Origin of the sequence: Actinomadura madurae, from assembly GCF_900115095.1 — a bacterium.
In the GTDB taxonomy this organism is placed as follows: Bacteria; Actinomycetota; Actinomycetes; order Streptosporangiales; family Streptosporangiaceae; genus Spirillospora; species Spirillospora madurae.
Window position 1 is genome coordinate 175818 of record NZ_FOVH01000017.1, and the last position, 24345, is coordinate 200162.

35 protein-coding genes are annotated in these 24345 nt (G+C 69.8%); 6 read left to right on the top strand and 29 right to left on the bottom strand.

The genetic code is table 11. The features are described from left to right. Positions 1 to 20: 20 nt before the first annotated feature. From rplR to BM339_RS37090, 24 genes are all read right to left on the bottom strand, one after another. Complete coding sequence (gene rplR, locus BM339_RS36975; RefSeq protein WP_021596722.1) at positions 21 to 407, bottom strand: 50S ribosomal protein L18; 387 nt, start codon at positions 405 to 407, stop codon at positions 21 to 23. A 2-nt stretch (positions 408 to 409) separates the two neighbouring features. Continuing rightward, on the bottom strand, positions 410 to 946 hold the full coding sequence (rplF, locus tag BM339_RS36980) for a 50S ribosomal protein L6 (RefSeq protein ID WP_024934181.1): 537 nt from the start codon (positions 944 to 946) through the stop codon (positions 410 to 412). Positions 947 to 962: 16 nt separating this feature from the next. Beyond that, positions 963 to 1361 carry a 30S ribosomal protein S8 gene (rpsH, locus tag BM339_RS36985; protein ID WP_021596724.1) on the bottom strand — a complete coding sequence of 133 codons (399 nt, stop codon included), beginning with the start codon at positions 1359 to 1361 and terminating at the stop codon, positions 963 to 965. A 151-nt stretch (positions 1362 to 1512) separates the two neighbouring features. Continuing rightward, complete coding sequence (locus BM339_RS36990) at positions 1513 to 1698, bottom strand: type Z 30S ribosomal protein S14 (RefSeq protein ID WP_021596725.1); 186 nt, start codon at positions 1696 to 1698, stop codon at positions 1513 to 1515. A 2-nt stretch (positions 1699 to 1700) separates the two neighbouring features. Next, a complete protein-coding gene (gene rplE / locus BM339_RS36995; RefSeq protein ID WP_021596726.1) occupies positions 1701 to 2276 on the bottom strand; it encodes a 50S ribosomal protein L5 in 576 nt (191 codons plus the stop codon). A gap of 5 nt (positions 2277 to 2281) precedes the next feature. Then, complete coding sequence (rplX, locus tag BM339_RS37000) at positions 2282 to 2590, bottom strand: 50S ribosomal protein L24 (RefSeq protein WP_021596727.1); 309 nt, start codon at positions 2588 to 2590, stop codon at positions 2282 to 2284. After that, positions 2590 to 2958, bottom strand: coding sequence for a 50S ribosomal protein L14 (gene rplN, locus BM339_RS37005; RefSeq protein WP_021596728.1), 369 nt, complete (start codon positions 2956 to 2958; stop codon positions 2590 to 2592). Before rplN ends, rplX begins: the two co-directional genes overlap by 1 nt. Before the next feature lie 63 nt (positions 2959 to 3021). Continuing rightward, the gene (gene rpsQ, locus BM339_RS37010) at positions 3022 to 3294 is read right to left on the bottom strand and encodes a 30S ribosomal protein S17 (protein ID WP_021596729.1); all 273 of its coding nucleotides are present in this window, start codon (positions 3292 to 3294) and stop codon (positions 3022 to 3024) included. Next, on the bottom strand, positions 3291 to 3530 hold the full coding sequence (gene rpmC, locus BM339_RS37015) for a 50S ribosomal protein L29 (RefSeq protein ID WP_021596730.1): 240 nt from the start codon (positions 3528 to 3530) through the stop codon (positions 3291 to 3293). Before rpmC ends, rpsQ begins: the two co-directional genes overlap by 4 nt. Then, positions 3530 to 3949, bottom strand: a complete 420-nt coding sequence (gene rplP / locus BM339_RS37020; protein ID WP_021596731.1) for a 50S ribosomal protein L16 — start codon at positions 3947 to 3949, stop codon at positions 3530 to 3532. Before rplP ends, rpmC begins: the two co-directional genes overlap by 1 nt. 7 nt (positions 3950 to 3956) lie before the next feature. Further along, entirely contained in the window at positions 3957 to 4805 is an 849-nt protein-coding gene (gene rpsC, locus BM339_RS37025) for a 30S ribosomal protein S3 (protein ID WP_024934182.1), read from the bottom strand. After that, positions 4805 to 5188: a 50S ribosomal protein L22 gene (rplV, locus tag BM339_RS37030; protein WP_075023906.1), complete on the bottom strand. Its 384-nt coding sequence runs from the start codon at positions 5186 to 5188 to the stop codon at positions 4805 to 4807. Before rplV ends, rpsC begins: the two co-directional genes overlap by 1 nt. A 39-nt stretch (positions 5189 to 5227) precedes the next feature. Continuing rightward, positions 5228 to 5509, bottom strand: a complete 282-nt coding sequence (gene rpsS / locus BM339_RS37035; protein WP_021597487.1) for a 30S ribosomal protein S19 — start codon at positions 5507 to 5509, stop codon at positions 5228 to 5230. A gap of 12 nt (positions 5510 to 5521) precedes the next feature. Continuing rightward, a complete protein-coding gene (gene rplB / locus BM339_RS37040) occupies positions 5522 to 6355 on the bottom strand; it encodes a 50S ribosomal protein L2 (RefSeq protein WP_024934183.1) in 834 nt (277 codons plus the stop codon). 37 nt (positions 6356 to 6392) lie between these two features. Continuing rightward, positions 6393 to 6692, bottom strand: a complete 300-nt coding sequence (gene rplW, locus BM339_RS37045; RefSeq protein WP_021597489.1) for a 50S ribosomal protein L23 — start codon at positions 6690 to 6692, stop codon at positions 6393 to 6395. Between the two features lie 12 nt (positions 6693 to 6704). Beyond that, a complete protein-coding gene (rplD, locus tag BM339_RS37050) occupies positions 6705 to 7307 on the bottom strand; it encodes a 50S ribosomal protein L4 (RefSeq protein WP_021597490.1) in 603 nt (200 codons plus the stop codon). Next, the gene (gene rplC, locus BM339_RS37055; RefSeq protein WP_021597491.1) at positions 7304 to 7954 is read right to left on the bottom strand and encodes a 50S ribosomal protein L3; all 651 of its coding nucleotides are present in this window, start codon (positions 7952 to 7954) and stop codon (positions 7304 to 7306) included. The genes rplD and rplC overlap by 4 nt, the downstream gene beginning before the upstream one ends. 15 nt (positions 7955 to 7969) lie before the next feature. Next, positions 7970 to 8278, bottom strand: coding sequence for a 30S ribosomal protein S10 (rpsJ, locus tag BM339_RS37060; RefSeq protein ID WP_018657599.1), 309 nt, complete (start codon positions 8276 to 8278; stop codon positions 7970 to 7972). A gap of 146 nt (positions 8279 to 8424) precedes the next feature. Next, entirely contained in the window at positions 8425 to 9618 is a 1194-nt protein-coding gene (gene tuf, locus BM339_RS37065) for an elongation factor Tu (protein ID WP_021597492.1), read from the bottom strand. Between the two features lie 83 nt (positions 9619 to 9701). Beyond that, complete coding sequence (gene fusA, locus BM339_RS37070; RefSeq protein WP_021597493.1) at positions 9702 to 11813, bottom strand: elongation factor G; 2112 nt, start codon at positions 11811 to 11813, stop codon at positions 9702 to 9704. Between the two features lie 40 nt (positions 11814 to 11853). Further along, positions 11854 to 12324, bottom strand: coding sequence for a 30S ribosomal protein S7 (gene rpsG, locus BM339_RS37075; protein ID WP_021597494.1), 471 nt, complete (start codon positions 12322 to 12324; stop codon positions 11854 to 11856). Then, the gene (gene rpsL, locus BM339_RS37080) at positions 12324 to 12698 is read right to left on the bottom strand and encodes a 30S ribosomal protein S12 (protein WP_021597495.1); all 375 of its coding nucleotides are present in this window, start codon (positions 12696 to 12698) and stop codon (positions 12324 to 12326) included. Before rpsL ends, rpsG begins: the two co-directional genes overlap by 1 nt. Positions 12699 to 13216: 518 nt before the next feature. Next, complete coding sequence (locus tag BM339_RS52375; RefSeq protein WP_075023907.1) at positions 13217 to 14851, bottom strand: hypothetical protein; 1635 nt, start codon at positions 14849 to 14851, stop codon at positions 13217 to 13219. Positions 14852 to 15093: 242 nt separating this feature from the next. Next, on the bottom strand, positions 15094 to 16074 hold the full coding sequence (locus tag BM339_RS37090; protein WP_024934184.1) for an aldo/keto reductase: 981 nt from the start codon (positions 16072 to 16074) through the stop codon (positions 15094 to 15096). Positions 16075 to 16228: 154 nt separating this feature from the next. Here BM339_RS37090 and BM339_RS37095 point away from each other — a divergent pair, with 154 nt between their 5' ends. The 3 genes from BM339_RS37095 (at position 16229) to BM339_RS37105 (ending at position 18576) form a co-directional block, all read left to right on the top strand. Further along, positions 16229 to 16711, top strand: coding sequence for an Lrp/AsnC family transcriptional regulator (locus BM339_RS37095; RefSeq protein WP_075023908.1), 483 nt, complete (start codon positions 16229 to 16231; stop codon positions 16709 to 16711). A gap of 91 nt (positions 16712 to 16802) precedes the next feature. Continuing rightward, complete coding sequence (locus BM339_RS37100) at positions 16803 to 17378, top strand: RNA polymerase sigma factor (protein WP_024934185.1); 576 nt, start codon at positions 16803 to 16805, stop codon at positions 17376 to 17378. Next, complete coding sequence (locus BM339_RS37105) at positions 17371 to 18576, top strand: CU044_5270 family protein (RefSeq protein ID WP_024934186.1); 1206 nt, start codon at positions 17371 to 17373, stop codon at positions 18574 to 18576. Before BM339_RS37100 ends, BM339_RS37105 begins: the two co-directional genes overlap by 8 nt. Before the next feature lie 66 nt (positions 18577 to 18642). Here the strand turns inward: BM339_RS37105 and BM339_RS37110 are convergent, their stop codons facing one another. Together BM339_RS37110 and BM339_RS37115 are read right to left on the bottom strand one after the other, a co-directional pair. After that, positions 18643 to 18885, bottom strand: coding sequence for a hypothetical protein (locus BM339_RS37110; RefSeq protein WP_075023909.1), 243 nt, complete (start codon positions 18883 to 18885; stop codon positions 18643 to 18645). 120 nt (positions 18886 to 19005) lie between these two features. Next, a complete protein-coding gene (locus tag BM339_RS37115; RefSeq protein WP_075023910.1) occupies positions 19006 to 20028 on the bottom strand; it encodes a DNA polymerase IV in 1023 nt (340 codons plus the stop codon). Positions 20029 to 20154: 126 nt separating this feature from the next. Here BM339_RS37115 and BM339_RS37120 point away from each other — a divergent pair, with 126 nt between their 5' ends. The 3 genes from BM339_RS37120 to BM339_RS37130 all read left to right on the top strand — a co-directional run bounded on the left by BM339_RS37120 (position 20155) and on the right by BM339_RS37130 (position 23609). Then, positions 20155 to 20631 carry a pyridoxamine 5'-phosphate oxidase family protein gene (locus BM339_RS37120; protein ID WP_075023911.1) on the top strand — a complete coding sequence of 159 codons (477 nt, stop codon included), beginning with the start codon at positions 20155 to 20157 and terminating at the stop codon, positions 20629 to 20631. 88 nt (positions 20632 to 20719) lie between these two features. Further along, positions 20720 to 23110: an ATP-binding cassette domain-containing protein gene (locus BM339_RS37125; RefSeq protein WP_177287870.1), complete on the top strand. Its 2391-nt coding sequence runs from the start codon at positions 20720 to 20722 to the stop codon at positions 23108 to 23110. 61 nt (positions 23111 to 23171) lie between these two features. After that, positions 23172 to 23609 (top strand): helix-turn-helix transcriptional regulator, encoded by a 438-nt coding sequence (locus BM339_RS37130; protein ID WP_024934187.1) that lies wholly within the window; start codon positions 23172 to 23174, stop codon positions 23607 to 23609. Positions 23610 to 23753: 144 nt separating this feature from the next. On the opposite strand, the gene BM339_RS37135 is transcribed toward BM339_RS37130, so the two are convergent. Genes BM339_RS37135 through BM339_RS37145 form a run of 3 tightly spaced genes read right to left on the bottom strand, consistent with a single transcriptional unit; the run spans position 23754 to position 24343 of the window. Then, positions 23754 to 23936 carry a DUF397 domain-containing protein gene (locus BM339_RS37135; protein WP_075023912.1) on the bottom strand — a complete coding sequence of 61 codons (183 nt, stop codon included), beginning with the start codon at positions 23934 to 23936 and terminating at the stop codon, positions 23754 to 23756. 8 nt (positions 23937 to 23944) lie between these two features. After that, entirely contained in the window at positions 23945 to 24127 is a 183-nt protein-coding gene (locus tag BM339_RS37140) for a DUF397 domain-containing protein (protein ID WP_075023913.1), read from the bottom strand. Positions 24128 to 24160: 33 nt separating this feature from the next. Next, on the bottom strand, positions 24161 to 24343 hold the full coding sequence (locus BM339_RS37145) for a DUF397 domain-containing protein (protein ID WP_075023914.1): 183 nt from the start codon (positions 24341 to 24343) through the stop codon (positions 24161 to 24163). Positions 24344 to 24345 lie beyond the last annotated feature (2 nt).

A 24345-nucleotide genomic window follows, 5' to 3' on the forward strand; every position in this document is an offset into this window, starting at 1 on the left:
GTTGACCTTGTGCAGGGCCGTCACAGCTCCAGGCCCCCTTCGCGCGCACCCTCCGCGACAGCGGCGATGCGGCCGTGGTACTTGTTGCCGCCGCGGTCGAACACGACCGCGGACACACCCGCCTGCTTGGCCCGCTCGGCGACGAGCTCGCCGACCCTGCGGGACTTGGCGGTCTTGTCGCCGGAGTCGGCGCGCAGGTCCGCCTCCATCGTCGACGCGCTGGCCAGCGTGTGGCCCTTCCCGTCGTCGATGACCTGGACGAACACGTGCCTGCTGGAGCGGGTCACGACCAGGCGAGGCCGCGTGGCGGTGCCCACGACCTTCTTGCGGACCCGCAGGTGCCGGCGCTTGCGGGACTTGGCCCGCGCCGACGTGGCCTTTCCGGCCAGGGTCTTGGTGCCTGCCATGACTACTTACCAGCCTTTCCGACCTTGCGGCGGATCTGCTCGCCCTCGTAGCGCACGCCCTTGCCCTTGTACGGGTCGGGCTTGCGCAGCTTGCGGATGCGGGCGGCGATCTCACCGACGAGCTGCTTGTCGATGCCCTCGACGGTGAGCTGCGTCGGCCTCTCCACCGTGAAGGTGATGCCCTCCGGGGCTTCGAAGGGGATCGGGTGGCTGTAGCCGAGCGAGAACTCCACGTTCTTGCCCTTGGCCACCACCCGGTAGCCGACGCCCTGGATGACCAGGGTCTTCTTGTAGCCGTCGGTGACCCCGACGACCATGTTGTTGATCAGCGTCCGGGTGAGCCCGTGCAGGCCGCGCACCTTGTTGATGTCGTTCGGCCGGGTGACGACGATCCTGCCGTCCTCCTGGCTGACCTCGATGGGCTCCGCGACGGTGTGCGAGAGCGTGCCCTTCGGCCCCTTGACGGTGACCTCGCGGCCGTCGAGCCTGACCTCGACGCCGCTCGGCACGGTGACGGGGAGTCGTCCGATACGAGACATTGGTAGAGCCCTCCCCTCACCAGACGTAGGCGAGGACTTCCCCGCCCACGCCGCGCTTGCCCGCCTGCCGGTCGGTCATCAGGCCGGAGGACGTCGAGATGATCGCGACGCCCAGCCCGCCCAGGACCTTCGGCAGGTTGTCCTTCTTCGCGTACACGCGCAGACCCGGCTTCGAGACGCGCTTGATGCCGGCGATCGACCGCTCGCGGGTCGGGCCGAACTTCAGCTCGATCACGAGCTTCTTGCCGACCTCGGCGTCCTCCACGGTCCACCCCGAGATGTAGCCCTCCTGCTGGAGGATCTCGGCGATGTGCGCCTTGATCTTCGAGTACGGCATCGCCACCGAGTCGTGGTACGCCGAATTCGCGTTACGCAGACGCGTCAGCATGTCTGCGATCGGGTCGGTCATCGTCATGGCCTACTGGCCCTCCCTCGCCACGGTTTCCTCGGGTGATGGAGCCCGTGGACCTTTGGCGCGGTCGTGGACGCCCTCTCGGGCGCCCGGTTGGTCATTCATTACAGGCCGGCGTCCCGCCGCCCCCGGGGCCGTCCCCCGGGGGCCGCGGTCACCAGCTGGACTTCGTGATGCCGGGCAGCTCGCCGCGGTGGGCCATCTCCCGGAAGCACACGCGGCACAGGCCGAACTTCCGGTAGACGGAGCGCGGACGCCCGCAGCGCGAGCACCGAGTGTACGCGCGCACGCCGAACTTCGGCTTCCGCGCCGACTTGGCGATCAGCGACTTCTTCGCCATGCTCAGCTCTCCTTGAAGGGGAAGCCCAGGAGCTTGAGCAGCGCCCGGCCCTCGTCGTCGGTCTTCGCGGTCGTCACGACCGTGATGTCCATGCCCCGCGTCCGGTCGACCTTGTCCGGGTCGACCTCGTGGAACATGACCTGCTCGGTCAGCCCGAAGGTGTAGTTGCCGTTCCCGTCGAACTGCCGCGGCGACAGGCCGCGGAAGTCGCGGATGCGGGGCAGCGCCGTCGCCAGCAGCCGGTCCAGGAACTCCCACATGCGGTCGCCGCGCAGCGTGGCGTGCGCGCCGATCGGCATCCCCTCGCGCAGCTTGAACTGCGCGATGGACTTGCGGGCCCGGTTCACCGCCGGCTTCTGGCCGGTGATGACCGACAGGTCGCGGATCGCGCCCTCGATCAGCTTGGCGTCCTTGGCCGCGTCGCCGACGCCCATGTTGACCACGATCTTGGTCAGCGTGGGGATCTGCATGACGTTGGCGTAGCCGAACTGCTCGCGCATCTTGCCCGCGATCTCCTCGCGGTAGCGCAGCTTGAGCCTCGGCTGGGGGACGGGACGTTCGGTAACGGTCTCGGTCATCGGTCTCAGATCTCCTTACCGCTACGGCGCGAGATCCGAACCTTCGTGCCGTCCTCGTTGATGCGGTAACCGACCCGTACCGGCTTGCCGTCCTCGACGATCGCGACGTTGCTGACGTGCAGCGGCGCCTCGACCGTGACGCGACCGCTCTCCTTGCCGGCACGCTGCTGGTCGGCCTTGATGTTCTTGGTGATGAGGTTGACGCCCTCGACGACGACCCGCTCCTCGCGGGGGATGACGCGCAGGACCTTGCCCGTCGCGCCCTTGTCCTTGCCGGCGAGGACGATGACCTCGTCGCCCCTGCGGATCTTCATCAGAGCACCTCCGGCGCGAGCGAGATGATGCGCATGAACTTCTTCTCGCGCAGTTCGCGGCCCACCGGCCCGAAGATGCGGGTGCCGCGGGGGTCTCCGCCGTCCTTGATCAGGACCGCGGCGTTCTCGTCGAAGCGGATGTAGGAGCCGTCCGGGCGCCGGCGCTCCTTGCGGGTGCGCACGACGACCGCCTTGACGACGTCACCCTTCTTCACGCCGGCGCCGGGAAGGGCGTCCTTCACCGTCGCGACGATGATGTCGCCGACTCCCGCGTAGCGCCGACCCGAGCCGCCGAGAACCCGGATGCAAAGGATCTCCTTCGCACCCGTGTTGTCGGCGACCTTGAGTCGCGACTCCTGCTGGATCACGTTGACTCCTGTTCGTCACACCGGTTCTGACCACCGCGGTGGTCAGCCTGGTGGAACCAGTAATTACTTGGCCTTCTCAAGGATCTCGACCACGCGCCACCGCTTGGTGGCCGACAGCGGGCGGGTCTCCATGAGACGGACGCGGTCGCCGACGCCACACTCGTTGGCCTCGTCGTGCGCCTTGTAGTTCTTCGTGCGGCGGATCACCTTGTGGTACTTCGCGTGCTTGACGCGGTCCTCGACGGACACGACCACGGTCTTGTCCATCTTGTCGCTGACCACGAGACCCTCAAGGATCTTGCGGCTGCTCCGCTGCTCGGTCTGCTGCTCGGTCATTCGTTGTCCTCCGCGGCGTCCTCGACCGTGACGATGCCGAGCTCGCGCTCCCGCATCACGGTGTAGATGCGGGCGATCTCGCGCTTCACGGTGCGCAGCCGCCCGTGGCTCTCAAGCTGGCCGGTCGCGGCCTGGAAGCGGAGGTTGAACAGCTCCTCCTTGGCCTCCTTGAGCTTGGTGACCAGGACGTCCTCGGGCTCGGTCCGCAGGTCGTCGGCGGTAAGACCCTTGGCCATCAGGACTCACCCACCTCTCGCTTCACGATCTTGCACTTCATGGGCAGCTTGTGGATCGCGCGCGTGAGGGCCTCCCGAGCGATCTGCTCGTTCGGGTAGGAGATCTCGAACAGCACGCGACCCGGCTTCACGTTGGCCACCCACCACTCGACCGAGCCCTTGCCGGAACCCATCCGGGTCTCGGCGGGCTTCTTGGTCAGCGGACGGTCCGGGAAGATGTTGATCCAGACCTTGCCGCCGCGCTTGATGTGGCGGGTCATCGCGATACGCGCGGCCTCGATCTGCCGGTTGGTCACGTACGCGGCCTCGACGGCCTGGATGCCGTACTCGCCGAACGTCACCCTCGTGCCGCCCTTGGCCATGCCGCGGCGCTTCGGGTGGTGCTGCTTGCGGTGCTTGACCTTGCGAGGGATCAGCATCGGTTACTCAGCTCCCCTCACCCTGCGGAGCAGCCTCGGCGGTCGGCGCCGGCTGCTCGGAACCCTGCTGCTGCTTCTGCTCGCCGCCGCGGCCGCCGCGCTCGCCGCCACCGGCGCCGCCGCGTCCGCCACGGCCACCGCGGCCACCGCCGCGGCGGTCACCGCGCCGCTCGCGGCCGCCGCCACCGGCGGCACGCTGCTGCGCGGCCTGCTGCTCGCGCTCGGCGCGCGTCTGCGCGGCCTCGCCCTTGTAGATCCACACCTTCACGCCGATGCGGCCGAACGTCGTCCGGGCCTCGTAGAACCCGTAGTCGATGTCGGCGCGCAGCGTGTGCAGCGGGACCTGGCCCTCGCGGTAGAACTCCGACCGCGACATCTCGGCGCCGCCGAGCCGGCCGCCGCACTGCACCTTGATGCCCTTGGCGCCCGACTTCATCGCCGACTGGATCGCCTTGCGCATGGCGCGGCGGAACGCGACCCGGCTGGACAGCTGCTCGGCCACGCCCTGCGCGACGAGCTGCGCGTCGATCTCGGGGTTCTTCACCTCGAGGATGTTCAGCCGGACCTGCTTGCCGGTCAGCTTCTCCAGGTCGCCGCGCAGGCGCTCGGCCTCCGCGCCGCGGCGGCCGATGACGATGCCCGGCCGGGCGGTGTGGATGTTGACCTCGACACGGTCACGGGTCCGCTCGATCTCCACCTTGGAGATGCCCGCCCGGTCCATGCCCTTCTGCAGCATGCGCCGGATCTGGACGTCTTCCTTGACGTAGTCCTTGTAGAGCTTGTCGGCGAACCACACGGACTTGTGGTCGGTGGTGATGCCGAGCCGGAACCCGTGCGGGTTGATCTTCTGACCCACTACCGGGCCCTCCTCGTCTTCTTACCGCCACCGGACGCGGCCGAGGCCTCGTCGCGTGACTCCACGACCACCGTGATGTGGCTCGTGCGCTTGTTGATGCGGTAAGCCCGGCCCTGGGCCCGGGGGCGGAAACGCTTGAGCGTCGGCCCCTCGTCCACCCACGCACGGCTCACGACGAGCGTGTCCGAGTCGAGCTTGAAGTTGTGCTCGGCGTTGGCGATGGCACTCGCCAGCACCTTGCCCACCGGCTCACTCGCAGCCTGGGGGGCGAACCGCAGCACCGCCTGAGCCTCCGCGGCAGGCAGGCCGCGGATGAGGTCCACCACGCGGCGGGCCTTCCTGGGCGTGACGCGGATGAACCGCGCCTGGGCCCTGGCTTCCATCGCTGTTCCCTCTCTCCTACGTGCGAACTGCTCTGCCTGCTAGCCGCGACGGCTGCGGCGGTCTTCCTTGACGTGGCTGCGGAACGTCCGCGTCGGCGCGAACTCGCCGAGCTTGTGTCCCACCATCGAGTCGGTGATGAACACCGGCACGTGCTTGCGGCCGTCGTGCACGGCGATCGTGTGACCGATCATGTCCGGCACGATCATGGAGCGCCGCGACCACGTCTTGATGACGTTCTTGGTGCCCTTCTCGTTCTGCGCGTCCACCTTCTTGATCAGGTGGTCGTCCACGAACGGGCCCTTCTTGAGGCTACGTGGCATGACGAGCGACTCCTACCGCTTCTTCTTGCTGCGACGACGGACGATCAGCCGGTCGCTCGACTTGTTCGCCTGGCGAGTGCGGCCTTCCTTCTTACCGGCCGGGTTCACCGGGTGCCGGCCACCGGAGGTCTTGCCCTCACCACCACCGTGCGGGTGGTCGATCGGGTTCATGGCCACGCCGCGGACGGTCGGGCGCTTGCCCTTCCACCGCATGCGGCCGGCCTTGCCCCAGTTGATGTTCGACTGCTCGGCGTTGCCGACCTCGCCGACCGTCGCGCGGCACCGCACGTCCACCATCCGCATCTCGCCGGAGGGCATGCGCAGCGTGGCGTACTTGCCCTCCTTGGCCAGCAGCTGGACGCCGGCGCCCGCGCTGCGGGCGATCTTGGCGCCGCCGCCGGGGCGGAGCTCGATGGCGTGGATGACCGTACCGGTCGGGATGTTGCGCAGCGGCAGGCAGTTGCCCGGCTTGATGTCCGCGCCCGGCCCGTTCTCCACCCGGTCGCCCTGCCGGAGACCGCGCGGGGCGAGGATGTAGCGCTTCTCGCCGTCCACGTAGTGCAGCAGCGCGATCCGCGCGGTGCGGTTCGGGTCGTACTCGATGTGCGCGACCTTGGCCGGCACGCCGTCCTTGTCGTGCCGGCGGAAGTCGATCACGCGGTAGGCGCGCTTGTGCCCGCCGCCCTGGTGCCGGGTCGTGATGCGGCCGTGGTTGTTGCGGCCGCCCTTCTTGGGGAGCGGACGCAGCAGCGACTTCTCCGGCTCGCGGCGCGTGACCTCGACGAAGTCGGCCACGCTGGAACCGCGACGACCCGGAGTCGTCGGCTTGTAGTTACGGATGCCCATCTTTTTCGTTCATCCCTTAATCTGCTCCGGCGCCGGCCTAGGCCGGGCCGCCGAAGATGTCGATCCGCTCGCCCTCGGCCAGGCTGACGATGGCGCGCTTGGTGTCCTTGCGCTTGCCGTAGCCGAACCGGGTGCGCTTGCGCTTGCCCGGCCGGTTGAGCGTGTTCACGTTCGTCACCTTGACGCCGAACACCGACTCGACGGCCTGCTTGATCTGCGTCTTGTTGGCGTCCGGGCGGACGACGAAGGTGTACTTGTTCTCGTCCAGCAGCCCGTAGCTCTTCTCCGAGACGACCGGCGCGATGATGACGTCGCGGGGGTCGGCGATCTTGTTCATGTGCGACCCTCCTTACTTCTTCGCCGCGCGCGAGATGAACTCGTCGTACGCCGTCTTCGTGAAGACGACGTCGTCGTTCACCAGCACGTCGTAGGTGTTGAGCTGGTCGGAGACGATCACGTGCACGCTCGGCTCGTTGCGCAGGCTCTTCCAGGTCAGCTCGTCCTCGCGGTCCAGGACCAGCAGGACGCGCTTGGCCTCGGTGACCTCGCGGAGCGCGGCGAGCGCCGTCTTCGTCTTCGGGGTGTCGCCCTCGATGAGGTTGTCGACCACGTGCACCCGGCCGAACCGGGCGCGGTCGGACAGGGCGCCGCGCAGCGCGGCGGCCTTCATCTTCTTGGGCGTCTTCTGCGAGTAGTCCCGCGGCTGCGGGCCGTGCACGGTGCCGCCGCCGGCGAACTGGGGCGCGCGGGTCGAGCCCTGGCGGGCGCGGCCGGTGCCCTTCTGCCGGTACGGCTTCTTGCCGCCGCCGCGGACGTCGCCGCGGGTCTTGGTGGCGTGCGTGCCCTGGCGCGCCGCGGCCAGCTGCGCCACCACGACCTGGTGGATCAGCGGCACGCTGGTCTTCGCGTCGAAGACCTCGGCGGGCAGGTCGATGTCGAGCTTGGTCGTCACTTGCCCGTCCCCTTCACTGCGTCGCGGACCAGCACCACGCCGCCGTTGGGACCGGGAACCGCGCCCTTGATGAGCAGCAGGTTCTTCTCCGCGTCGATGGCGTGGACGGTCAGGTTCTGCACGGTGGTGCGGGCGTTGCCGTGCCGTCCCGCCATGCGGAGGCCCTTGAAGACGCGACCGGGGGTCGCGCAGCCGCCGATCGACCCCGGCGAGCGGTGCTTGCGCTGGGTGCCGTGCGAGGCGCCGAGGCCCTTGAAGCCGTGGCGCTTCATGACACCGGCGGTGCCCTTGCCCTTGCTGGTGCCGGTAACGTCGATCTTCTGGCCGGCTTCGAAGACGTCGGCGGTGATCTCCTGGCCGAGCTCGTACCCGGTGGTGTCGTCGGCCCGCAGTTCGACGAGGTAGCGGCGCGGCGTCACGCCGGCCTTCTCGAAGTGACCCGAGCGCGGCTTGTTCACCTTGCGCGGGTCGATCTGCCCGAACCCGATCTGGACGGCGGTGTAGCCGTCCTTCTCCTGGGAGCGGAGCTGGGTGACGACACACGGCCCGGCCTGGACGACGGTCACCGGAACGATCCGGCCCTCATCGTCGAAGACCTGGGTCATGCCGAGCTTCTCGCCCAGGACGCCCTTCCTCTGCGTACTCATCTCTCGGTGCGTCCCTTAGAGCTTGATCTCGATGTCAACGCCGGCCGGAAGGTCGAGCCGCATCAGCGAGTCGACCGTCTTGGGCGTCGGGTCGATGATGTCGATCAACCGCTTGTGCGTGCGCATCTCGAAGTGCTCGCGGCTGTCCTTGTACTTGTGCGGCGAGCGGATGACGCAGTACACGTTCTTCTCGGTCGGCAGCGGCACCGGGCCCGCGACCTTGGCGCCCGTCCGCGTCACCGTCTCAACGATCTTCTTCGCGGAGGTGTCGATGACCTCGTGGTCGTAGGCCTTGAGCCGGATGCGGATCTTCTGTCCCGCCATGGTGGCCTCGGTGTCCTTTGCTGTAGTGCCGCTGTTTACTTCAGTGGTCGTGATGCGGCGGCCCAGTCGCCGTACCGGTCTGGGGGACAACCCCCAGACCCCCGACAAAGCCAGGTGGCGGCTGAGCCGCCGCATTACGAGGGGTGTTACTTGATGACCTTGGTGACGCGACCGGAGCCGACCGTCCGGCCACCCTCGCGGATGGCGAACTTCAGGCCCTCCTCCATGGCGACGGGCTGGATCAGCTCGACGCGCATCTCGGTGTTGTCGCTCGGCATGACCATCTCGGTGCCCTCGGGCAGGTTCACCACGCCGGTCACGTCCGTGGTACGGAAGTAGAACTGCGGGCGGTAGTTGTTGAAGAACGGCGTGTGCCGGCCGCCCTCGTCCTTGGACAGGATGTAGACCTGCGCCTCGAACTCGGTGTGCGGGGTCGTGGTGCCCGGCTTGATGACGCACTGGCCGCGCTCCACCTCCTCGCGCTTGACGCCGCGCAGGAGCAGGCCGACGTTGTCGCCCGCCTGGCCCTGGTCGAGGAGCTTGCGGAACATCTCGACACCGGTGACCGTGGTGGTGGTCTTCTCGTTCTTGATGCCGATGATGTCGACGGTCTCGTTGACGTTGACGACACCGCGCTCGACGCGGCCGGTCACGACGGTGCCGCGGCCGGTGATCGAGAAGACGTCCTCGATCGGCATCAGGAACGGCTTGTCGATGTCGCGGACCGGCTCCGGCACGTTCTCGTCGACGGCGTTCATGAGCTCGCCGATCGACTCGGCCCACTTCTCGTCGCCCTGCAGCGCCTGGAAGGCGGAGACGCGGACGACCGGGACGTCGTCGCCCGGGAACTCGTACTCGGTGAGCAGCTCGCGGACCTCGAGCTCGACGAGCTCCAGGATCTCCTCGTCGTCCACCATGTCGCACTTGTTCAGCGCGACGACGATGTAGGGGACGCCGACCTGGCGGGCCAGGAGCACGTGCTCCTTGGTCTGCGGCATCGGGCCGTCGGTCGCGGCGACCACCAGGATGGCGCCGTCCATCTGCGCCGCACCGGTGATCATGTTCTTGATGTAGTCCGCGTGACCGGGGCAGTCCACGTGCGCGTAGTGCCGGGCCTCGGTCTGGTACTCGACGTGCGCGATGGAGATGGTGATGCCGCGCTCGCGCTCCTCCGGCGCCTTGTCGATGTCCTCGAACGGCGTGAAGGGGTTGAGGTCCGGGTACTTGTCGTGGAGCACCTTGGTGATCGCCGCGGTAAGCGTGGTCTTACCGTGGTCGATGTGTCCAATGGTGCCGATGTTCACGTGCGGCTTCGTCCGCTCGAACTTGGCCTTCGCCACTGGTTGCTCCTTGTTGCGATCCTCGGCCGTCTAGACGACCGCTTCGATGTACGTCCTGGTGATCTGTGGGCAGGCCCGGTGCTCTACTCGCCCCGCGCCTTCGCGATGATCTCCTGCGCGACGTTCGACGGAACCTCGGCGTAGGAGTCGAACTGCATGGTGAAGACGGCCCGGCCCTGGGTCTTGCTGCGCAGATCACCCACGTAGCCGAACATCTCGGACAGGGGCACGAGCGCCTTGATGACGCGCATGCCGTGCCGCTCGTCCATGGACTGGACCTGGCCGCGGCGGCTGTTGAGGTCGCCGATCACGTCGCCCATGTTGTCCTCGGGCGTGGTGACCTCGACGGACATCATCGGCTCCAGCAGCGTGGGGGACGCCTTGCGGGCGGCCTCCTTGAACGCCATGGAACCGGCGACCTTGAACGCCATCTCCGAGGAGTCCACCTCGTGGTAGGCGCCGTCCTGCAGGGTGACCTTGACGCCCACCATCGGGTAGCCGGCGAGGACACCGAACTCGGCGGCCTCCTGGCAGCCCGCGTCCACCGACGGGATGTACTCCCGCGGGATGCGGCCACCGGTGACCTTGTTCTCGAACTCGTAGCCGTCGGACCCGCCGCCGAGCGGCTCCAGGTCGATGATCACGCGGCCGAACTGGCCGGAGCCACCCGTCTGCTTCTTGTGGGTGTACTCGACCTTCTCGACCTTGCGGCTGATCGTCTCCCGGTAGGCGACCTGCGGCTTGCCGACGTTGGCGTCGACCTTGAACTCCCGCTTCATCCGGTCGACGAGGATCTCCAGGTGGAGCTCGCCCATGCCCGAGATGACGGTCTGGCCGGTGTCCTCGTCCGTGCGGACCTGGAAGGACGGGTCCTCCTCGGCCAGCCGCTGGATCGCGGTGCCCAGCTTCTGCTGGTCGGCCTTGGTCTTCGGCTCGATCGCGACGTGGATGACCGGCGCCGGGAAGTTCATCGACTCCAGGACGATCGGGTCCTTGTCGTCGCACAGCGTCTCGCCGGTGGTGGTCTGCTTGAGGCCCATCACCGCGACGATGTCGCCGGCGCCGGCGCGCTCGATCTCGGTGCGCTTGTTGGCGTGCATCCGGTAGATCTTGCCGATGCGCTCCTTGCGCTCCTTGACGGAGTTCATGACGTTCGCGCCGGACTGCATCACCCCGGAGTAGACGCGCACGAACGTGAGCTTGCCCAGGTGCGGGTCACTCGCGATCTTGAACGCCAGCGCGGAGAACGGCTCGTCCTCGCTCGGCCGGCGGGTGAGCACCTTCTCCTCGTCCCGGACGGCGTGGCCCTCGATGGCCTCGACGTCCAGCGGGGAGGGCAGGTAGCGGACGATCGCGTCCAGCAGCGGCTGCACGCCCTTGTTCTTGAAGGCCGTGCCGCAGGTCACCGGGGTGAGCTTCGCGGCGATCGTCGCGCGGCGGATGCCGTCGTGGAGCTGCTGGACGGTGGGCTCGTCGCCCTCCAGGTACAGCTCCATGATCTCGTCGTCGTTCTCGGCGAGGGTCTCGACCAGCCGGTCGTGCCACTCCCGCGCGGTCTCCAGGTGCGTGTCGGGGATGTCGACCGTGTCGTACATCTCGCCGAGCTTGGCCTCCTCGTTCCACAGGAGGGCCTTCATGCGCACGAGGTCGACGACGCCCTTGAAGTCGGCCTCGGCGCCGATCGGCAGCTGGAGCACGAGCGGCGTGGCGTTCAGGCGGTTCTCGATCATGTCGACGCAGCGGTGGAACTCCGCGCCGACCCGGTCGAGCTTGTTGACGAAGCACATGCGCGGCACGCCGTACCGGTCGGCCTGGCGCCACACGGTCTCGGACTGGGGCTCCACGCCGGCGACACCGTCGAACACCGCGACCGCGCCGTCGAGCACCCGCAGGTTGCGCTCCACCTCGATGGTGAAGTCGACGTGCCCGGGGGTGTCGATGATGTTGATGGTGTGCTTGACCTCGTCGACGGGCCATTCGCAGGTGGTGGCCGCGGAGGTGATGGTGATCCCCCGCTCCTGCTCCTGCTCCATCCAGTCCATGGTGGCGGCACCGTCATGGACTTCGCCGATCTTGTAGCTCATCCCCGTGTAGTAAAGGATGCGCTCGGTCGTCGTGGTCTTGCCCGCGTCGATATGGGCCATGATCCCGATGTTGCGGACCTTGGCCAGGTCTACACCGGTTTTGGTAGCCACTGCCGTCCTCGCGTGTCTCGTCGTTGCTGTTCCGCCGGGGTTACCAGCGGTAGTGGGCGAAGGCCTTGTTGGACTCCGCCATCTTGTGCGTGTCCTCGCGCTTCTTGACAGACGCGCCGAGGCCGTTGCTGGCGTCGAGCAGCTCGTTCATCAGCCGCTCGGTCATGGTCTTCTCGCGGCGCTGCCGGGCGTACACCACCAGCCAGCGCAGGGCGAGGGTGGTGCTGCGGGCCGGCCGCACCTCCACCGGGACCTGGTAGGTCGCGCCGCCGACGCGGCGGCTGCGCACCTCCAGGGTGGGCTTGACGTTGTCGAGCGCGCGCTTCAGCGTGACGACCGGGTCGTTGCCGGTCTTCTCACGGGCGCCCTCAAGGGCGTCGTAGACGATGCTCTGGGCGATCGAGCGCTTGCCGTCCAGGAGAATCTTGTTGATGAGCGCGGTGACCAGCGGCGAGTTGTACACCGGGTCAGCGATCAGCTGGCGCTTGCCAGCGGGGCCCTTGCGCGGCATCAGCTCTTCTCCTTCTTCGCGCCGTAGTGGCTGCGCCCTTGCTTGCGGTTCCGGACACCCTGGGTGTCGAGCGACCCGCGGATGATCTTGTACCGAACGCCGGGGAGGTCCTTCACACGCCCGCCGCGCACGAGCACGATCGAGTGCTCCTGCAGGTTGTGCCCGACGCCGGGGATGTAGGCCGTGACCTCGATCCCGCTGGTCAGCCGGACCCGGGCGACCTTGCGAAGCGCGGAGTTCGGCTTCTTGGGCGTCGTCGTGTAGACGCGCGTGCAGACGCCCCGGCGCTGGGGGCTGCCCTTGAGCGCGGGCGTCTTGTTCTTGGTCACCTTGTCCTGGCGGCCCTTTCGGACCAGCTGCTGGATCGTGGGCACCGCGTCTCCGTCTTCCTCGTACCGAGCCGGTAAGTCTTAATGCTGCAATCACCACCTCAGGCGAGGCTGTGACCTGCCGGTTTCCCGACCTCTCCGACCCACGCGGTCGGGCGTGTCGCCGCCTCACGGACCTACAACCGCGAAAAACCGACACAGACCGCCCGGCCCGTGAAAGGGCCGAATCAAGCCGGGGAGTAGATGCGGCGCTGGAGCTGGCCGACCGGCCTCACCGACGCGCACGCATAGCGGCCCGCATATAGCGGGCACAAGTGAAGAGGTTACCGACCCCCGGGCCAAAGTGCAAAGCGGCAGGCGCACTACCGCGTGCGACCCCACCGGCGCAAGCCCGCTGGACGGCGGGGAGCCATCTCCCCAGAGTGATGAACGACGAAATGCCGACGGATGTTCCCGCCCGGAGGCTCCGCTCCGAGGGGTCGACCCGTCGGCATTGTGTCCCACATCCCCGCTGTTAGGGAAGATGTGGAGCGGTTTTTACGCCGTTCACTGTCCCGTGCGTCCTAGAGGACGAACGCGACCACCAGAACCACGAGGATCACCAGGACGGCGACGCCGCCGATGATGAGCCAGAGCGTGTTCTTGTTGCCCTTGCTCTCTCCGCCCCCGTACGTGGACGGCTGCCCGTATTGACCCTGCTGGCCCTGCTGCCCGTACTGCGCCGGCTGACCGGGTTGGCCGGGTTGGCCGGGTTGGCCGAAGCCCTGCTGCTGGCCGAACTGCTGCTGGCCGAAGCCCTGCTGTCCCTGCTGTCCCTGCTGACCTTGCTGGCCGTAGTCCTGCTGGCCGTAGTCCTGCTGCTGCCCGTACGGCTGCTGGCCGAAGCCCTGCTGCTCACCGGGCTGGCCGAACTGCTGCTCGCCCTGCTGCCCGCCGAACTGCTGGCCGTACCCCTGCTGCTGTTCACCGGGCTGGCCGAAGCCCTGCTGCTGCCCGAACTGCTGCTGCGGCTGCTGCTGGCCCCACTGCTGCTGGCCGATGTCGAGGCGGGTGTGCTCGGCCATCCCGCCCTGGTCGCCCTGCTGCGCGCCGAACTGCTGGCCCTGGGACGCGGCGGACGGGTCGAACGCCTCGGTCGGGCGCGCGTCCTCGACCTTGCCCTCGCCGGGCGGCCGGTACAGGTCCTCCACCGAGGGGGCGGCCGGCTGGGAGCCCGCACCGTACCCCGACTCGGGCGGCGGCACCATCATCGTCCGCTCGTGGTCGGCCTGCCCCTGCCCGGGCTGGCCGGGCTGGCCAGGCGGGCTCTGCTGGGCGCCACCCGGCTGGGACGACTCCGGCGACCACGGCTCGGGCGTGGACGGCGGGGTCGGCGCCTGCCACGGCTCGGCGGGGGCCTCCTGCTTGCGCTCGGGCCCGGTGGCGACCGGGATGTCGGTGCCGGGCGACCAGTGCAGCGTCGCCTGGTCGTCCACCACGGGGCGCTGCGGCTGCTCGGGCTCGGGCGCGCCGGCGGCCGGACCGGGGACGATCATCGTCCGTTCCGTCCCGGACTCCTGCGGCTGCTCCGGCTGGGGCGGCTGGGGCGGCTGCTCGCCGAACGGGGGCTGCCCGTACTGCGGCTGCTGCTCCTGGGGCGCGCCGTGCACCGGCTGCTGCGGGTACCCACCGGGCTGCTGCGGCGGCTGCTGCTGGCCGAACGGCGGCGGCTCGGGCTGCCCGTACTGGGGCTGCTCGTACTGCTGCTGCTCGTACTGGGGCTGGCCGAACTGCGGCGGTTCGTACTGCGGCTGCGGCTCGCCCGGCGGGGCGTACTGCTGCGGCTGCTGCGGCTCCGGCGGCGGGAACCCGCCTGGGCCGGGGGGCGCGCCGTAGGGCTGCTGGCCGGCGGGCGGCTGCCCGTACTGCGGCGGTTCCTGCGGGCCGCCGTAGGGCTGCGGAGGCGGAGGCGGAGGCTGCTCGCCGAACTGCTGCAGCGGCTGCTCGACCATCGTGGGGGGCGGCGGAGGCGGCGCGGGCCGCTCCTCCGGGCGGGGCTGCTCCGGCGGCGGAGCCTGGCCGCCCAGCTGCGGAGCCCCGAACACCACCGTGCGGTCTCCCAGCGGACGGGCGGGGGGCTCCTGCCCCTCAGGCGTGGGCTGCCCCTCGTCCTCCGGCAACGGCCGCTGCGGTCCCTGCGTGCCGTCGTTCTCGGTCATCGTCGGGCTCCTTCAGCGCCGTCGTCCCGGGGCTCCTCAGCTCCCGGAAGTCCGGTGGCGCGCGGCGCATAACGCGGCCTCCGAACCTTGTCACCCATGTCCCCACGTGGCGTGTCGCCATGCGTGGGCGTTCTCGTCCCCAGCCTGCCCCGATCGCCGGTGGTATCGCAAATCACCACCCCTGATAGACGCCGCACGCCTCCGGACCGTTCCGGCCCGGAGGCGTGCGAGATGGCGAGAGGTCAGGAATGCCCGATCACCCCGTGCGGCCGGTACGGGGCCTCCAGCCGGGCGACCTCCTTCTCGTCCAGTTCGAGGCCCGCCGCGGCGATCGCGTCGTCGATGTGCGTGAGTTTCGTCGCTCCCACGATCGGCGCGGTCACCGCCGGCTTCGCCAGCAGCCACGCCAGCGCGACCTGGGCCGCCGGAACGCCCCGTTCGGCGGCCACCTCGCGGACGGCGTCCACGACGTCGAAGTCGGACTCGACGTACAGGCCGTCGCCGAAGGCGTCGTTCCGGGACCGGACGGTCTTGCGCTCCCCGCCCCTCTCCCTGTTACCGGCGAGCAGCCCGCGGGCGAGCGGACTCCAAGGGATAAGGCCCACGCCCTGGTCAAGGCAGAGCGGGTTCATCTCCCGCTCCTCTTCCCTGTAGACGAGGTTGTAGTGGTTCTGCATGGAGACGAACTTCGTCCACCCGTGCGTCTCGGCGACGTGCTGCGCCTTGGCGAACTGCCACGCGAACATGCTGGACGCGCCGATGTAGCGGGCCTTGCCCGACTTCACGACGTCGTGCAGGGCCTCCATGGTCTCTTCTATGGGCGTCCCGTAGTCCCACCTGTGGATCTGGTAGAGGTCCACGTAGTCGGTGCCGAGCCGCCCGAGAGAGGCGTCGATGCCCGCCATGATGTGCTTGCGCGACAGGCCCTTGTCGTTCGGGCCCTCTCCCATGGGGAGACACACCTTGGTGGCGAGGACGTAGTCCTCCCGCCGCGGGAACAATCTCGCGAGCAGCCGTCCGGTGATCTCCTCACTGGCGCCCTGCGAGTAGACGTCGGCGGTGTCGAAGAACGTCACTCCGCCTTCGACGGCCCGCCGGACGATCGGCTCCGCCGCGTCCTCCTCCAGTGCCCAAGGCCGGAGCGCGGGGTCGCCGTAGCTCATCATTCCCAAGCAGATCCGCGAGACCCTCGTGCCCGTCCTTCCGAGCCGTACCTGCTCCATGAACCTCTCCTCTCAACGCTCACCACGATGCAACGCCGCACCGGCGATCACTCATCCTCCCCCCGTCCGTCCAGGCCGCACGAGGCGCGGGCGGCGGTCCGCGGCGGGGCGGAATCGACATGCCGTATCGTCCGGCGATCCGTAGGTTGGTGGAATGGCGAACCGAAGGAGCCGACCGGGCCGCGCCTACGAACCGAAGCCGCTCGACGCGACCGACCTGCGGATCCTCACCGAGCTGCAGCGCGACGGGCGCGTGTCCCTCGCCGAGCTGGGGCGCCGTGTCGCCCTCTCCGCGCCCGCCGTCGCCGAGCGCGTCCAGCGGCTTGAGGAGACGGGCGTCATCACCGGGTACCACGCGACCGTCGACCCGGTCGCGCTGGGCTTCCCGATCACGATCCTCGTGCGGGTCAGCCCGAGCCCCCGCGAGCTGAGCCGCGTCCCGAAGATCGCCGAGGAGATCCCGGAGATCACCGAGTGCCACCGGATCACCGGCGACGACTGCTTCTTCTTCATCGCCCACCTGCGCGCGGTCGAGGAGCTGGAGCCGATCCTGGACCGCTTCACCCCGTTCGCCCGGACGACGACCTCGATCCTCCAGTCGGCCCCCGTCCCGCCTCGCCCTCTCCCCCTGACCTGATCCGCGGGCGCAACCGGGCCGGGGGCTTCGGGCTAGAGGAAGGTGTCAGCCCCCTCTAGCCACGGAGAGCCCACTCCATGATGAGACCCCCATGGGCGCGGTGAGCCGCGCCGGCGACGACCTGGACGATTCGAGGATCGTCGCGGCGTCGCTGGACGACCCCGAAGCCTTCGGCGAGCTGTTCCGGCGCCACGCGCCGCGGCTGCACGCCTATGCCAGGCGGCGCCTCGGGCCGCCGCTGGCGGACGACGTGGTGTCGGAGACGTTCGCGACGGCGTTCCGGCAGCGGGCGCGGTTCGACGAGCGCGGCGCCTTCGGCGCCTGGCTGTGGGGCATCGCGTCCCATGTGATCGCCAGGCACCGCCGCCAGGAGACCCGCATGTACCGGGCGTACGCCCGGACCGGGACCGACCCCGCGCAGGACGGCGTCGCCGACCTCGCCAGCGACCGCGCCTCGGCCGCGGCGCTCGGCCCCGCGCTGGCGAAGGCGCTGGCCGGGTTGAGCGCCCAGGAACGCGACGCGGTGCTGCTGCTCGCCTGGGCCGAGATGTCCTACGCCGAGATCGCGGCGACGCTCGGCCTGCCGCTCGGAACCGTCAAGGCCAAGATCCACCGAGCCCGGAAGAAGCTCCGCACAGCCCTTCCCCAGGAGAAGACCGATGAATGAACTCGACGCGCTGCGGCAGATGCGGACGGCGCTGGCCGTGGAGGAGAGCCCGGAGGAGCTCGCCCTGCGGACCGGGTGGCGGGCCGAGGCGGCCCCGGTGCGGTCCCGGCGCAGGCCGCGGCTTCCGCTGCTCGGCGTCGCGGCGGCCACCGCCGTCGTCGCGGGGGCGGTGGCCGTCGTCGCCCTGCGGCCGGACGGCGGTGCGGCGCCCGGCCCGAAGGCCGTCCCGCCCGGTCCAGAGCGGGGGAACGTGCTGCTGGTGGCGGCGACCAACGCGCAGAAGGCGCCCGGTGGCACGTACTGGCACACCAAGACCGTCATGGGCGACGTCTATGCGGTCGGCAAGAGCGCCGCGAACCACTACAAGGTGGATTCGAGGCAGGGCAACGAGACGTGGACGGGCCGGGACGGCACGCGGCATATGACCCACATCGAGCTGGCCGACGTCCCGCTCACCGCGCAGGACAGGCAGAAGTGGCGGGCGGCGGGTTCGCCCGAGTGGGTCAGCATTCCGAACCCGGAAGGCGGCGGGGGGCAGGCCAAGCTGGACATGCGGCAGTCGTCGGCCGGACGGTCGCCGTGGCGCGCGTCCGTCGAGCGGTTCTACGGCATGACCGTGGCGCAGATCGCCGAGCTGCCCACCCGGCCGGAGGCGCTGGAGAAGAGGCTGCTGAGCCTCAAGGGGCACTGGCATGCCGTCTCCTCGGACGGTGAGAGGGAGGAGCCCATCCGTGCCTTGCGGGGGCAGGAGCGGGTGCGGGCTCTGAGCGATGTCGCCGGGACCCTGCTGTCCACCGCGCCGGCGCCGCCCCAGGTGCGTGCGGCGGTGTTCCGGATGCTCGCGGACCTGCCCGGCGTCCGGGCCGAGGGGAAGGCGGCCGACCCGCTCGGCCGCACCGGGACGGTGGTCTCGCTGCCGCTGAGGACCACGACACCCCTCGGCCTGTACACGGCGCCGAAGCAGCTCGGGACGTACCGGCGCCAGTTCATCGTCGACCCCGCCACCGGGTCGCTGCTGGCCATCCGGGATCTCGTGGCGACCCCGCCGCGCGGGAGCCGGCCGCTTCCCCCGGGGGACGACGGCAAGCCTCGTGCGCTGAAGGCGGAGGACATGCCCGACCGGTTCCACCGTCCCGGTGAGCTGGCCGCGTACCAGGCGTTCGAGGTCACGGAATGGACGGACGCGCCGCCGCGCTGACGTCCGTCCGATGGCGAGGGGCCCGTCCCAGGTGGAACGGGCTCCTCATTCCGTGCGCGGCGGGTTTCAGGCGAAGGCGCGGCACTCCACGGTGGCGCGGCGCTCGGTCATGCCCTGCTGGACCGCCGCGGTGACGCACGCGCGCTGCTTCTCGGTCAGCTGGGGCTGCCCGCACTGGCTGACGCTGGAGTAGGTGCGGCAGTCCTGGCGCGTGTCCTGCGCGTGGGACGGCTGGGCGGCGGACGCGGTGCCCATCCCCCCGATCCCGACGGCTGCGGCGATCAGTGCCCCGGTCATGACCTTCTTCATGTGCTCTCTCCCCCGTCGCGTACATCAGGCAACGAGACGCTTCCTCCCCGGGCCACCACGCAGCAAAACCAGACAAAAAGTCAAGAAACAGACGGCGGTCAAGGTCAAGCGCTCGCTACGTCAGCGTGCGAACTCGGCGCGGACGCCCAGCAGCCGCACCGGCCGCCGTCCGGTGAACATGCCGAGCGCGGCGAGGGCGGCCTCCTCGATCGCGTCCGGGTCGCTCGTGGGCGCCGACAGCGCCCTGCCGTGGGTGTGAGTGATGAACGGCGCGTACCGGACCTTCACGATGACGCGGGCGACGTCCCTCCCGTCGCCGGCCACATCGTCCGAGACCCACCGCGCCAGGCGGACGATCTCCCGGCGCACGTCGTCCCAGTCGTCCAGATCCTGCTGGAAGGTGGTCTCGCGGCCCGCAGAGCGCGGGACGTACGGCGCGTCGCTGACCGGCGAGTTGTCCCGCCCCTGCGCGAGGAGCACCAGCCACGGGCCGATCGTTGGGCCCATCTCCGCGGCGAGGACGCTCGGGTCGGCCGCCGCGAGCTGCCCGACCGTGGCGATGCCGAGGCCCCTCAGCCGCTTGGCGGTCTTGGCGCCGACGCCCCACAGCGCGTCCGTCGGCCGGTCGCCGAGCACCTCGAACCACGTCTCGCCGGTGAGCCGGAAGATCCCGGCCGGTTTGCCGAAGCCGGTCGCCAGCTTCGCCTGGAGCTTGTTCCGCCCGATGCCGACCGTGCATTCGAGGCCCGTCGCCGCGCGGACCCGCGCCCGGAGCTCCCGGGCCACCGCCTCCGGATCGTCGCCGTCGACGGCCAGGAACGCCTCGTCCCAGCCGAGCACCTCGACCACGACGCCGAGGCTCCGCAGCGCCGCCATGACCCGGTCCGAGACGGACTCGTAGACGTCCCGGTCCACGGGCAGGAAGACGGCGTCCGGGCAGCGCCGCGCCGCCGTGCGGAGCGGCAGCCCCGAGTGCACGCCGCAGGCGCGGGCCTCGTAGGAGGCCGTGCTGACGACGCCGCGCTTCGCCGGATCGCCGTCCCCGCCGACGACGACCGGCCGCCCGCGCAGTTCCGGACGGCGCAGCACCTCGACGGCGGCGATGAACTGGTCCAGGTCGGCGTGCAGGACCCACCGAGCCACACCCCCATTGTCCCCCGAACCAGCGCGGACGCACCGATCAGGAATCGAGAAGCGCAGGTCAGCGGGCCGCCTCTAGCGTGTACGCCAGCACGAAATGACCGTCCACGCACGAGATCGGGAGCCACCATGACCACGTCCGCCCCGCAGCCCGCGACGGTGGCTCCCCGGACCCGCGGGCAGCGCCGCCGCGACACCGAGCACCGGCTCGCCCACGACGTCGATCTCTGGGTGGCGACCGCCTCGGCGGACGGCGTCCCGTACCTGGTGCCGCTGTCCTTCGAGTGGGACGGTGAGACGCTGCTGCTCGCCACGCCGGTGGAGTCCCCGACCGGCCGGAACCTCGCGGGCGGCCGGATCGTTCGGCTTGGGCTGGGCCACACCCGGGACGTGACCATGATCGAGGGCGAGGTCGAGGTGCTGGAGATCGACGCGCTGACCCGCGAGCGGGCCGACCGCTTCGCGGCGCGCACCGGCTTCGACCCGCGCGACGAGGCCACGCCGTACCGGTGGTTCCGCGTCACCCCGCGCCGCGTCCAGGCGTGGCGCGAGGCGGACGAGCTGCCGGGCCGCGAGCTGATGCGCGACGGCCGCCGGCTGGACTGACCGCACGTACTCTCGGACCCGGCCCGATCGGGCCGGGCGACGCTGAGGGAGGCCGCGCAGGCGGCCCCGCTGAACGGATGGAGACACGATGAGCATGGGCACGAGGACGGACACGGAGCCGGCCGCGCCGCACGCCGCCGACACCCACGATCTGATCCGCGTGCACGGGGCGCGCGAGAACAACCTCAAGAACGTCGACGTCGAGCTGCCCAAGCGGCGGCTGACGGTGTTCACCGGCGTCTCCGGCTCGGGCAAGAGCTCCCTGGTGTTCGCCACGATCGCCGCGGAGTCGCAGCGGATGATCAACGAGACCTACAGCGCGTTCCTGCAGGGGTTCATGCCCACGCTGTCGCGGCCCGAGGTCGACTTCCTGGACGGGCTGACCACCGCGATCATCGTCGACCAGGAGCGGATGGGCGCCAACCCCCGCTCCACCGTCGGCACCGCGACCGACGCCAACGCGATGCTGCGCATCCTGTTCAGCCGGCTCGGGGAGCCGCACATCGGCTCGCCCAACGCGTTCTCGTTCAACGTCCCGTCGGTGAAGGCCAGCGGCGCGATCACGGTCGAGCGCGGCGGCAAGACCAAGGCCGAGAAGGCGACCTTCAACCGCCTGGGCGGCATGTGCCCGCGCTGCGAGGGCATGGGCTCGGTCACCGACTTCGACCTGTCCGCGCTGTACGACGAGGCCAAGTCGCTCAACGAGGGCGCGCTGACGATCCCCGGCTACAGCATGGACGGCTGGTACGGCCGCATCTACCGCGGCTGCGGCTTCTTCGACCCGGACAAGCCGATCAGCAAGTACACCAAGAAGGAGCTGCACGACCTGCTCCACAAGGAGCCGACCAAGATCAAGATCGAGGGCATCAACCTCACCTACGAGGGGCTGATCCCCAAGATCCAGAAGTCGATGCTGTCCAAGGACGTCGACGCGCTCCAGCCGCACATCCGGGCGTTCGTGGAGCGGGCGGTCACCTTCACGACCTGCCCCGACTGCGACGGCACCCGGCTCGGGCCGGAGGCCCGGTCCTCGAAGATCCGGGGAAGGAACATCGCCGACGTCTGCGCGATGCAGATCAGCGACCTGGCCGGCTGGATCCGCGAGCTGGACGAGCCGTCGGTGGCCCCGCTGGTCGCCGGGCTGCAGCACCTGCTCGACTCGTTCGCGGAGATCGGCCTCGGCTACCTCTCCCTCGACCGGCCGGCGGGCACCCTGTCCGGCGGCGAGGCGCAGCGCACCAAGATGATCCGCCACCTCGGGTCGTCGCTGACCGACGTCACCTACGTCTTCGACGAGCCCACGATCGGCCTGCACCCGCACGACATCCAGCGGATGAACAACCTGCTGCTGCGGCTCCGGGACAAGGGCAACACCGTGCTGGTCGTGGAGCACAAGCCCGAGACCATCGCGATCGCCGACCACATCGTCGACCTCGGCCCCGGCGCCGGCTCCGAGGGCGGCACCGTCTGCTTCGAGGGCACCGTGGACGGGCTGCGCGGCAGCGGCACCATCACCGGCCGGCATCTCGACGACCGGGCCGCCCTCAAGGAGTCGGTGCGCTCCTCCGCGGGCGCGCTGGAGATCCGCGGCGCCTCGACGCACAACCTCAAGGACGTGGACGTCGACATCCCGCTCGGGATGCTCTGCGTGGTCACCGGCGTGGCCGGCTCCGGCAAGAGCTCGCTGATCCACGGCTCGGTCGCCGGGCGGGACGGCGTGGTGGTGGTCGACCAGAGCGGGATCCGCGGTTCGCGGCGCAGCAACCCGGCGACCTACACCGGCCTGCTCGACCCGATCCGCAAGGCGTTCGCGAAGGCCAACGGCGTGAAGCCGGCGCTGTTCAGCGCCAACTCCGAGGGCGCCTGCCCCGCCTGCAACGGCGCCGGGGTCATCTACACCGACCTCGGCGTCATGGCCACCGTCGAGTCCACCTGCGAGGAGTGCGAGGGCAAGCGGTTCCAGGCGTCGGTGCTGGAGTACACGCTGGGCGGACGGAACATCGCCGAGGTGCTCGCGATGTCGGTGGCCGAGGCCGAGCGGTTCTTCCAGGAGGGCGAGGCGCGCACGCCCGCCGCCCACAAGATCCTCGACCGGCTCGCCGACGTCGGGCTCGGCTACCTGCATCTCGGCCAGCCGCTCACGACGCTGTCGGGGGGCGAGCGGCAGCGGCTCAAGCTCGCCACCCGGATGGCGGAGAAGGGCGGCGTCTACATCCTCGACGAGCCGACGACCGGCCTCCACCTCGCCGACGTCGAGCAGCTGCTCGGCCTGCTCGACCGGCTCGTCGACTCCGGCAAGTCGGTGATCGTCATCGAGCACCACCAGGCGGTCATGGCGCACGCCGACTGGATCATCGACCTCGGCCCCGGCGCCGGGCACGACGGCGGCCGGGTCGTCTTCGAGGGCACCCCCGCCGACCTCGTCGCCGCCCGCTCCACCCTCACCGGCGAGCACCTCGCGGCCTACGTCGGCGCCTGACCGGCGCGTCCGGCCCGTCCCGGAGTGGACGGGCCGGACGCCGACCGTGGACAATGCAGGCGTGCCAACCGAACCGGCCGTGACACCCGAGCGCCTGCGCGACCTGGCGCTGCTGCGACGCGTCCGGGACCGGATCGACCGCGACTACGCCCAGCCGCTGGACGTCGAGGCCCTCGCCCGCGGCGTCCACATGTCCGCAGGACACCTCAGCCGCCAGTTCCGCCAGGCGTACGGCGAATCGCCCTACTCGTACCTGATGACCCGCCGCATCGAACGCGCGATGGCGCTGCTGCGCCGCGGCGACCTCAGCGTCACCGAAGTCTGCTTCGCCGTCGGCTGCTCGTCCCTCGGCACCTTCAGCACCCGCTTCACCGAACTGGTCGGCATGCCGCCGAGCACCTACCGCACCGTGGCGGCGGACGCGACGGTGGGCATCCCGTCCTGCGTCGCCAAGAAGGTCACCAAACCGGTCAGAAACCGGACTTCGTCAACCGGCTGACGGCGCCCCGGCCGATCCCGCTGCCACGTTCGCCGGCAGCCCAGCGGAGATCGAACCTCCCGCCTTCGAGGTGGTGATGCGCGGCTACGACCGCCGCCAAGTAGCCCACTCCACCAAACCCCGAAGCCCTGACACCCGCCGCCCTCACCGCTTGAGATCGGTCAGCCACGCAGCGAAAGCCCGCCGCGTCACCAGCAGCTTCGGTCCCGCCGGGTCCTTGCTGTCGCGGACGGCAACGGTCCCGGGGACAGCGGTCAACTCGACGCAGTCGCCGCCGTTGGCAGTGGTGTAACTGGACTTACGCCAAACCGCCTTGGTCAGGTCCATCCGTCCCCCTATCGCTTCAGCTCGGACAGCAGCGCCGCGAACGCTTTCCGGGTCACCAGCAGCTCCGGACCGTCTGGGTTCTTGCTGTCCCGCACGGCGACCGTGCTCGGTGTGGAAGTCAGCTCCACACAGTCACCGCCATTGTTGGTGCTGTGGCTGCTCTTACGCCACGCCACCTTGGCTATCTCCATCTTTACCGTCCGGAGTCGCTCTAGTAGGGCGGGCTACTGCTTGAGGTCCGACAGCAGCGCAGCGAAAGCCCGGCGCGTCACCAGCAGCTTCGGCCCCTCTGGGTACTTGCTGTCGCGGACGGCAACGGTCCCGGGGACAGCGGTCAACTCGACGCACTCGCCGCCGTTGGCAGTGGTGTAGCTGGACTTACGCCAGACGGCCTTGGTCAGGTCCATCC

Coding starts and splice junctions, on each gene's coding strand:
- rplR (WP_021596722.1), bottom strand. CDS start 407: ATGGCAGGCACCAAGACCCTGGCCGGAAAGGCCACGTCGGCGCGGGCC.
- rplF (WP_024934181.1), bottom strand. CDS start 946: ATGTCTCGTATCGGACGACTCCCCGTCACCGTGCCGAGCGGCGTCGAG.
- rpsH (WP_021596724.1), bottom strand. CDS start 1,361: ATGACGATGACCGACCCGATCGCAGACATGCTGACGCGTCTGCGTAAC.
- BM339_RS36990 (WP_021596725.1), bottom strand. CDS start 1,698: ATGGCGAAGAAGTCGCTGATCGCCAAGTCGGCGCGGAAGCCGAAGTTC.
- rplE (WP_021596726.1), bottom strand. CDS start 2,276: ATGACCGAGACCGTTACCGAACGTCCCGTCCCCCAGCCGAGGCTCAAG.
- rplX (WP_021596727.1), bottom strand. CDS start 2,590: ATGAAGATCCGCAGGGGCGACGAGGTCATCGTCCTCGCCGGCAAGGAC.
- rpsQ (WP_021596729.1), bottom strand. CDS start 3,294: ATGACCGAGCAGCAGACCGAGCAGCGGAGCAGCCGCAAGATCCTTGAG.
- rpmC (WP_021596730.1), bottom strand. CDS start 3,530: ATGGCCAAGGGTCTTACCGCCGACGACCTGCGGACCGAGCCCGAGGAC.
- rplP (WP_021596731.1), bottom strand. CDS start 3,949: ATGCTGATCCCTCGCAAGGTCAAGCACCGCAAGCAGCACCACCCGAAG.
- rplV (WP_075023906.1), bottom strand. CDS start 5,188: ATGGAAGCCAGGGCCCAGGCGCGGTTCATCCGCGTCACGCCCAGGAAG.
- rpsS (WP_021597487.1), bottom strand. CDS start 5,509: ATGCCACGTAGCCTCAAGAAGGGCCCGTTCGTGGACGACCACCTGATC.
- rplB (WP_024934183.1), bottom strand. CDS start 6,355: ATGGGCATCCGTAACTACAAGCCGACGACTCCGGGTCGTCGCGGTTCC.
- rplW (WP_021597489.1), bottom strand. CDS start 6,692: ATGAACAAGATCGCCGACCCCCGCGACGTCATCATCGCGCCGGTCGTC.
- rplC (WP_021597491.1), bottom strand. CDS start 7,954: ATGAGTACGCAGAGGAAGGGCGTCCTGGGCGAGAAGCTCGGCATGACC.
- rpsJ (WP_018657599.1), bottom strand. CDS start 8,278: ATGGCGGGACAGAAGATCCGCATCCGGCTCAAGGCCTACGACCACGAG.
- rpsG (WP_021597494.1), bottom strand. CDS start 12,324: ATGCCGCGCAAGGGCCCCGCTGGCAAGCGCCAGCTGATCGCTGACCCG.
- BM339_RS52375 (WP_075023907.1), bottom strand. CDS start 14,851: ATGACCGAGAACGACGGCACGCAGGGACCGCAGCGGCCGTTGCCGGAG.
- BM339_RS37090 (WP_024934184.1), bottom strand. CDS start 16,074: ATGGAGCAGGTACGGCTCGGAAGGACGGGCACGAGGGTCTCGCGGATC.
- BM339_RS37095 (WP_075023908.1), top strand. CDS start 16,229: ATGGCGAACCGAAGGAGCCGACCGGGCCGCGCCTACGAACCGAAGCCG.
- BM339_RS37100 (WP_024934185.1), top strand. CDS start 16,803: ATGGGCGCGGTGAGCCGCGCCGGCGACGACCTGGACGATTCGAGGATC.
- BM339_RS37105 (WP_024934186.1), top strand. CDS start 17,371: ATGAATGAACTCGACGCGCTGCGGCAGATGCGGACGGCGCTGGCCGTG.
- BM339_RS37110 (WP_075023909.1), bottom strand. CDS start 18,885: ATGAAGAAGGTCATGACCGGGGCACTGATCGCCGCAGCCGTCGGGATC.
- BM339_RS37120 (WP_075023911.1), top strand. CDS start 20,155: ATGACCACGTCCGCCCCGCAGCCCGCGACGGTGGCTCCCCGGACCCGC.
- BM339_RS37125 (WP_177287870.1), top strand. CDS start 20,720: ATGAGCATGGGCACGAGGACGGACACGGAGCCGGCCGCGCCGCACGCC.
- BM339_RS37135 (WP_075023912.1), bottom strand. CDS start 23,936: ATGGACCTGACCAAGGCGGTTTGGCGTAAGTCCAGTTACACCACTGCC.
- BM339_RS37140 (WP_075023913.1), bottom strand. CDS start 24,127: ATGGAGATAGCCAAGGTGGCGTGGCGTAAGAGCAGCCACAGCACCAAC.
- BM339_RS37145 (WP_075023914.1), bottom strand. CDS start 24,343: ATGGACCTGACCAAGGCCGTCTGGCGTAAGTCCAGCTACACCACTGCC.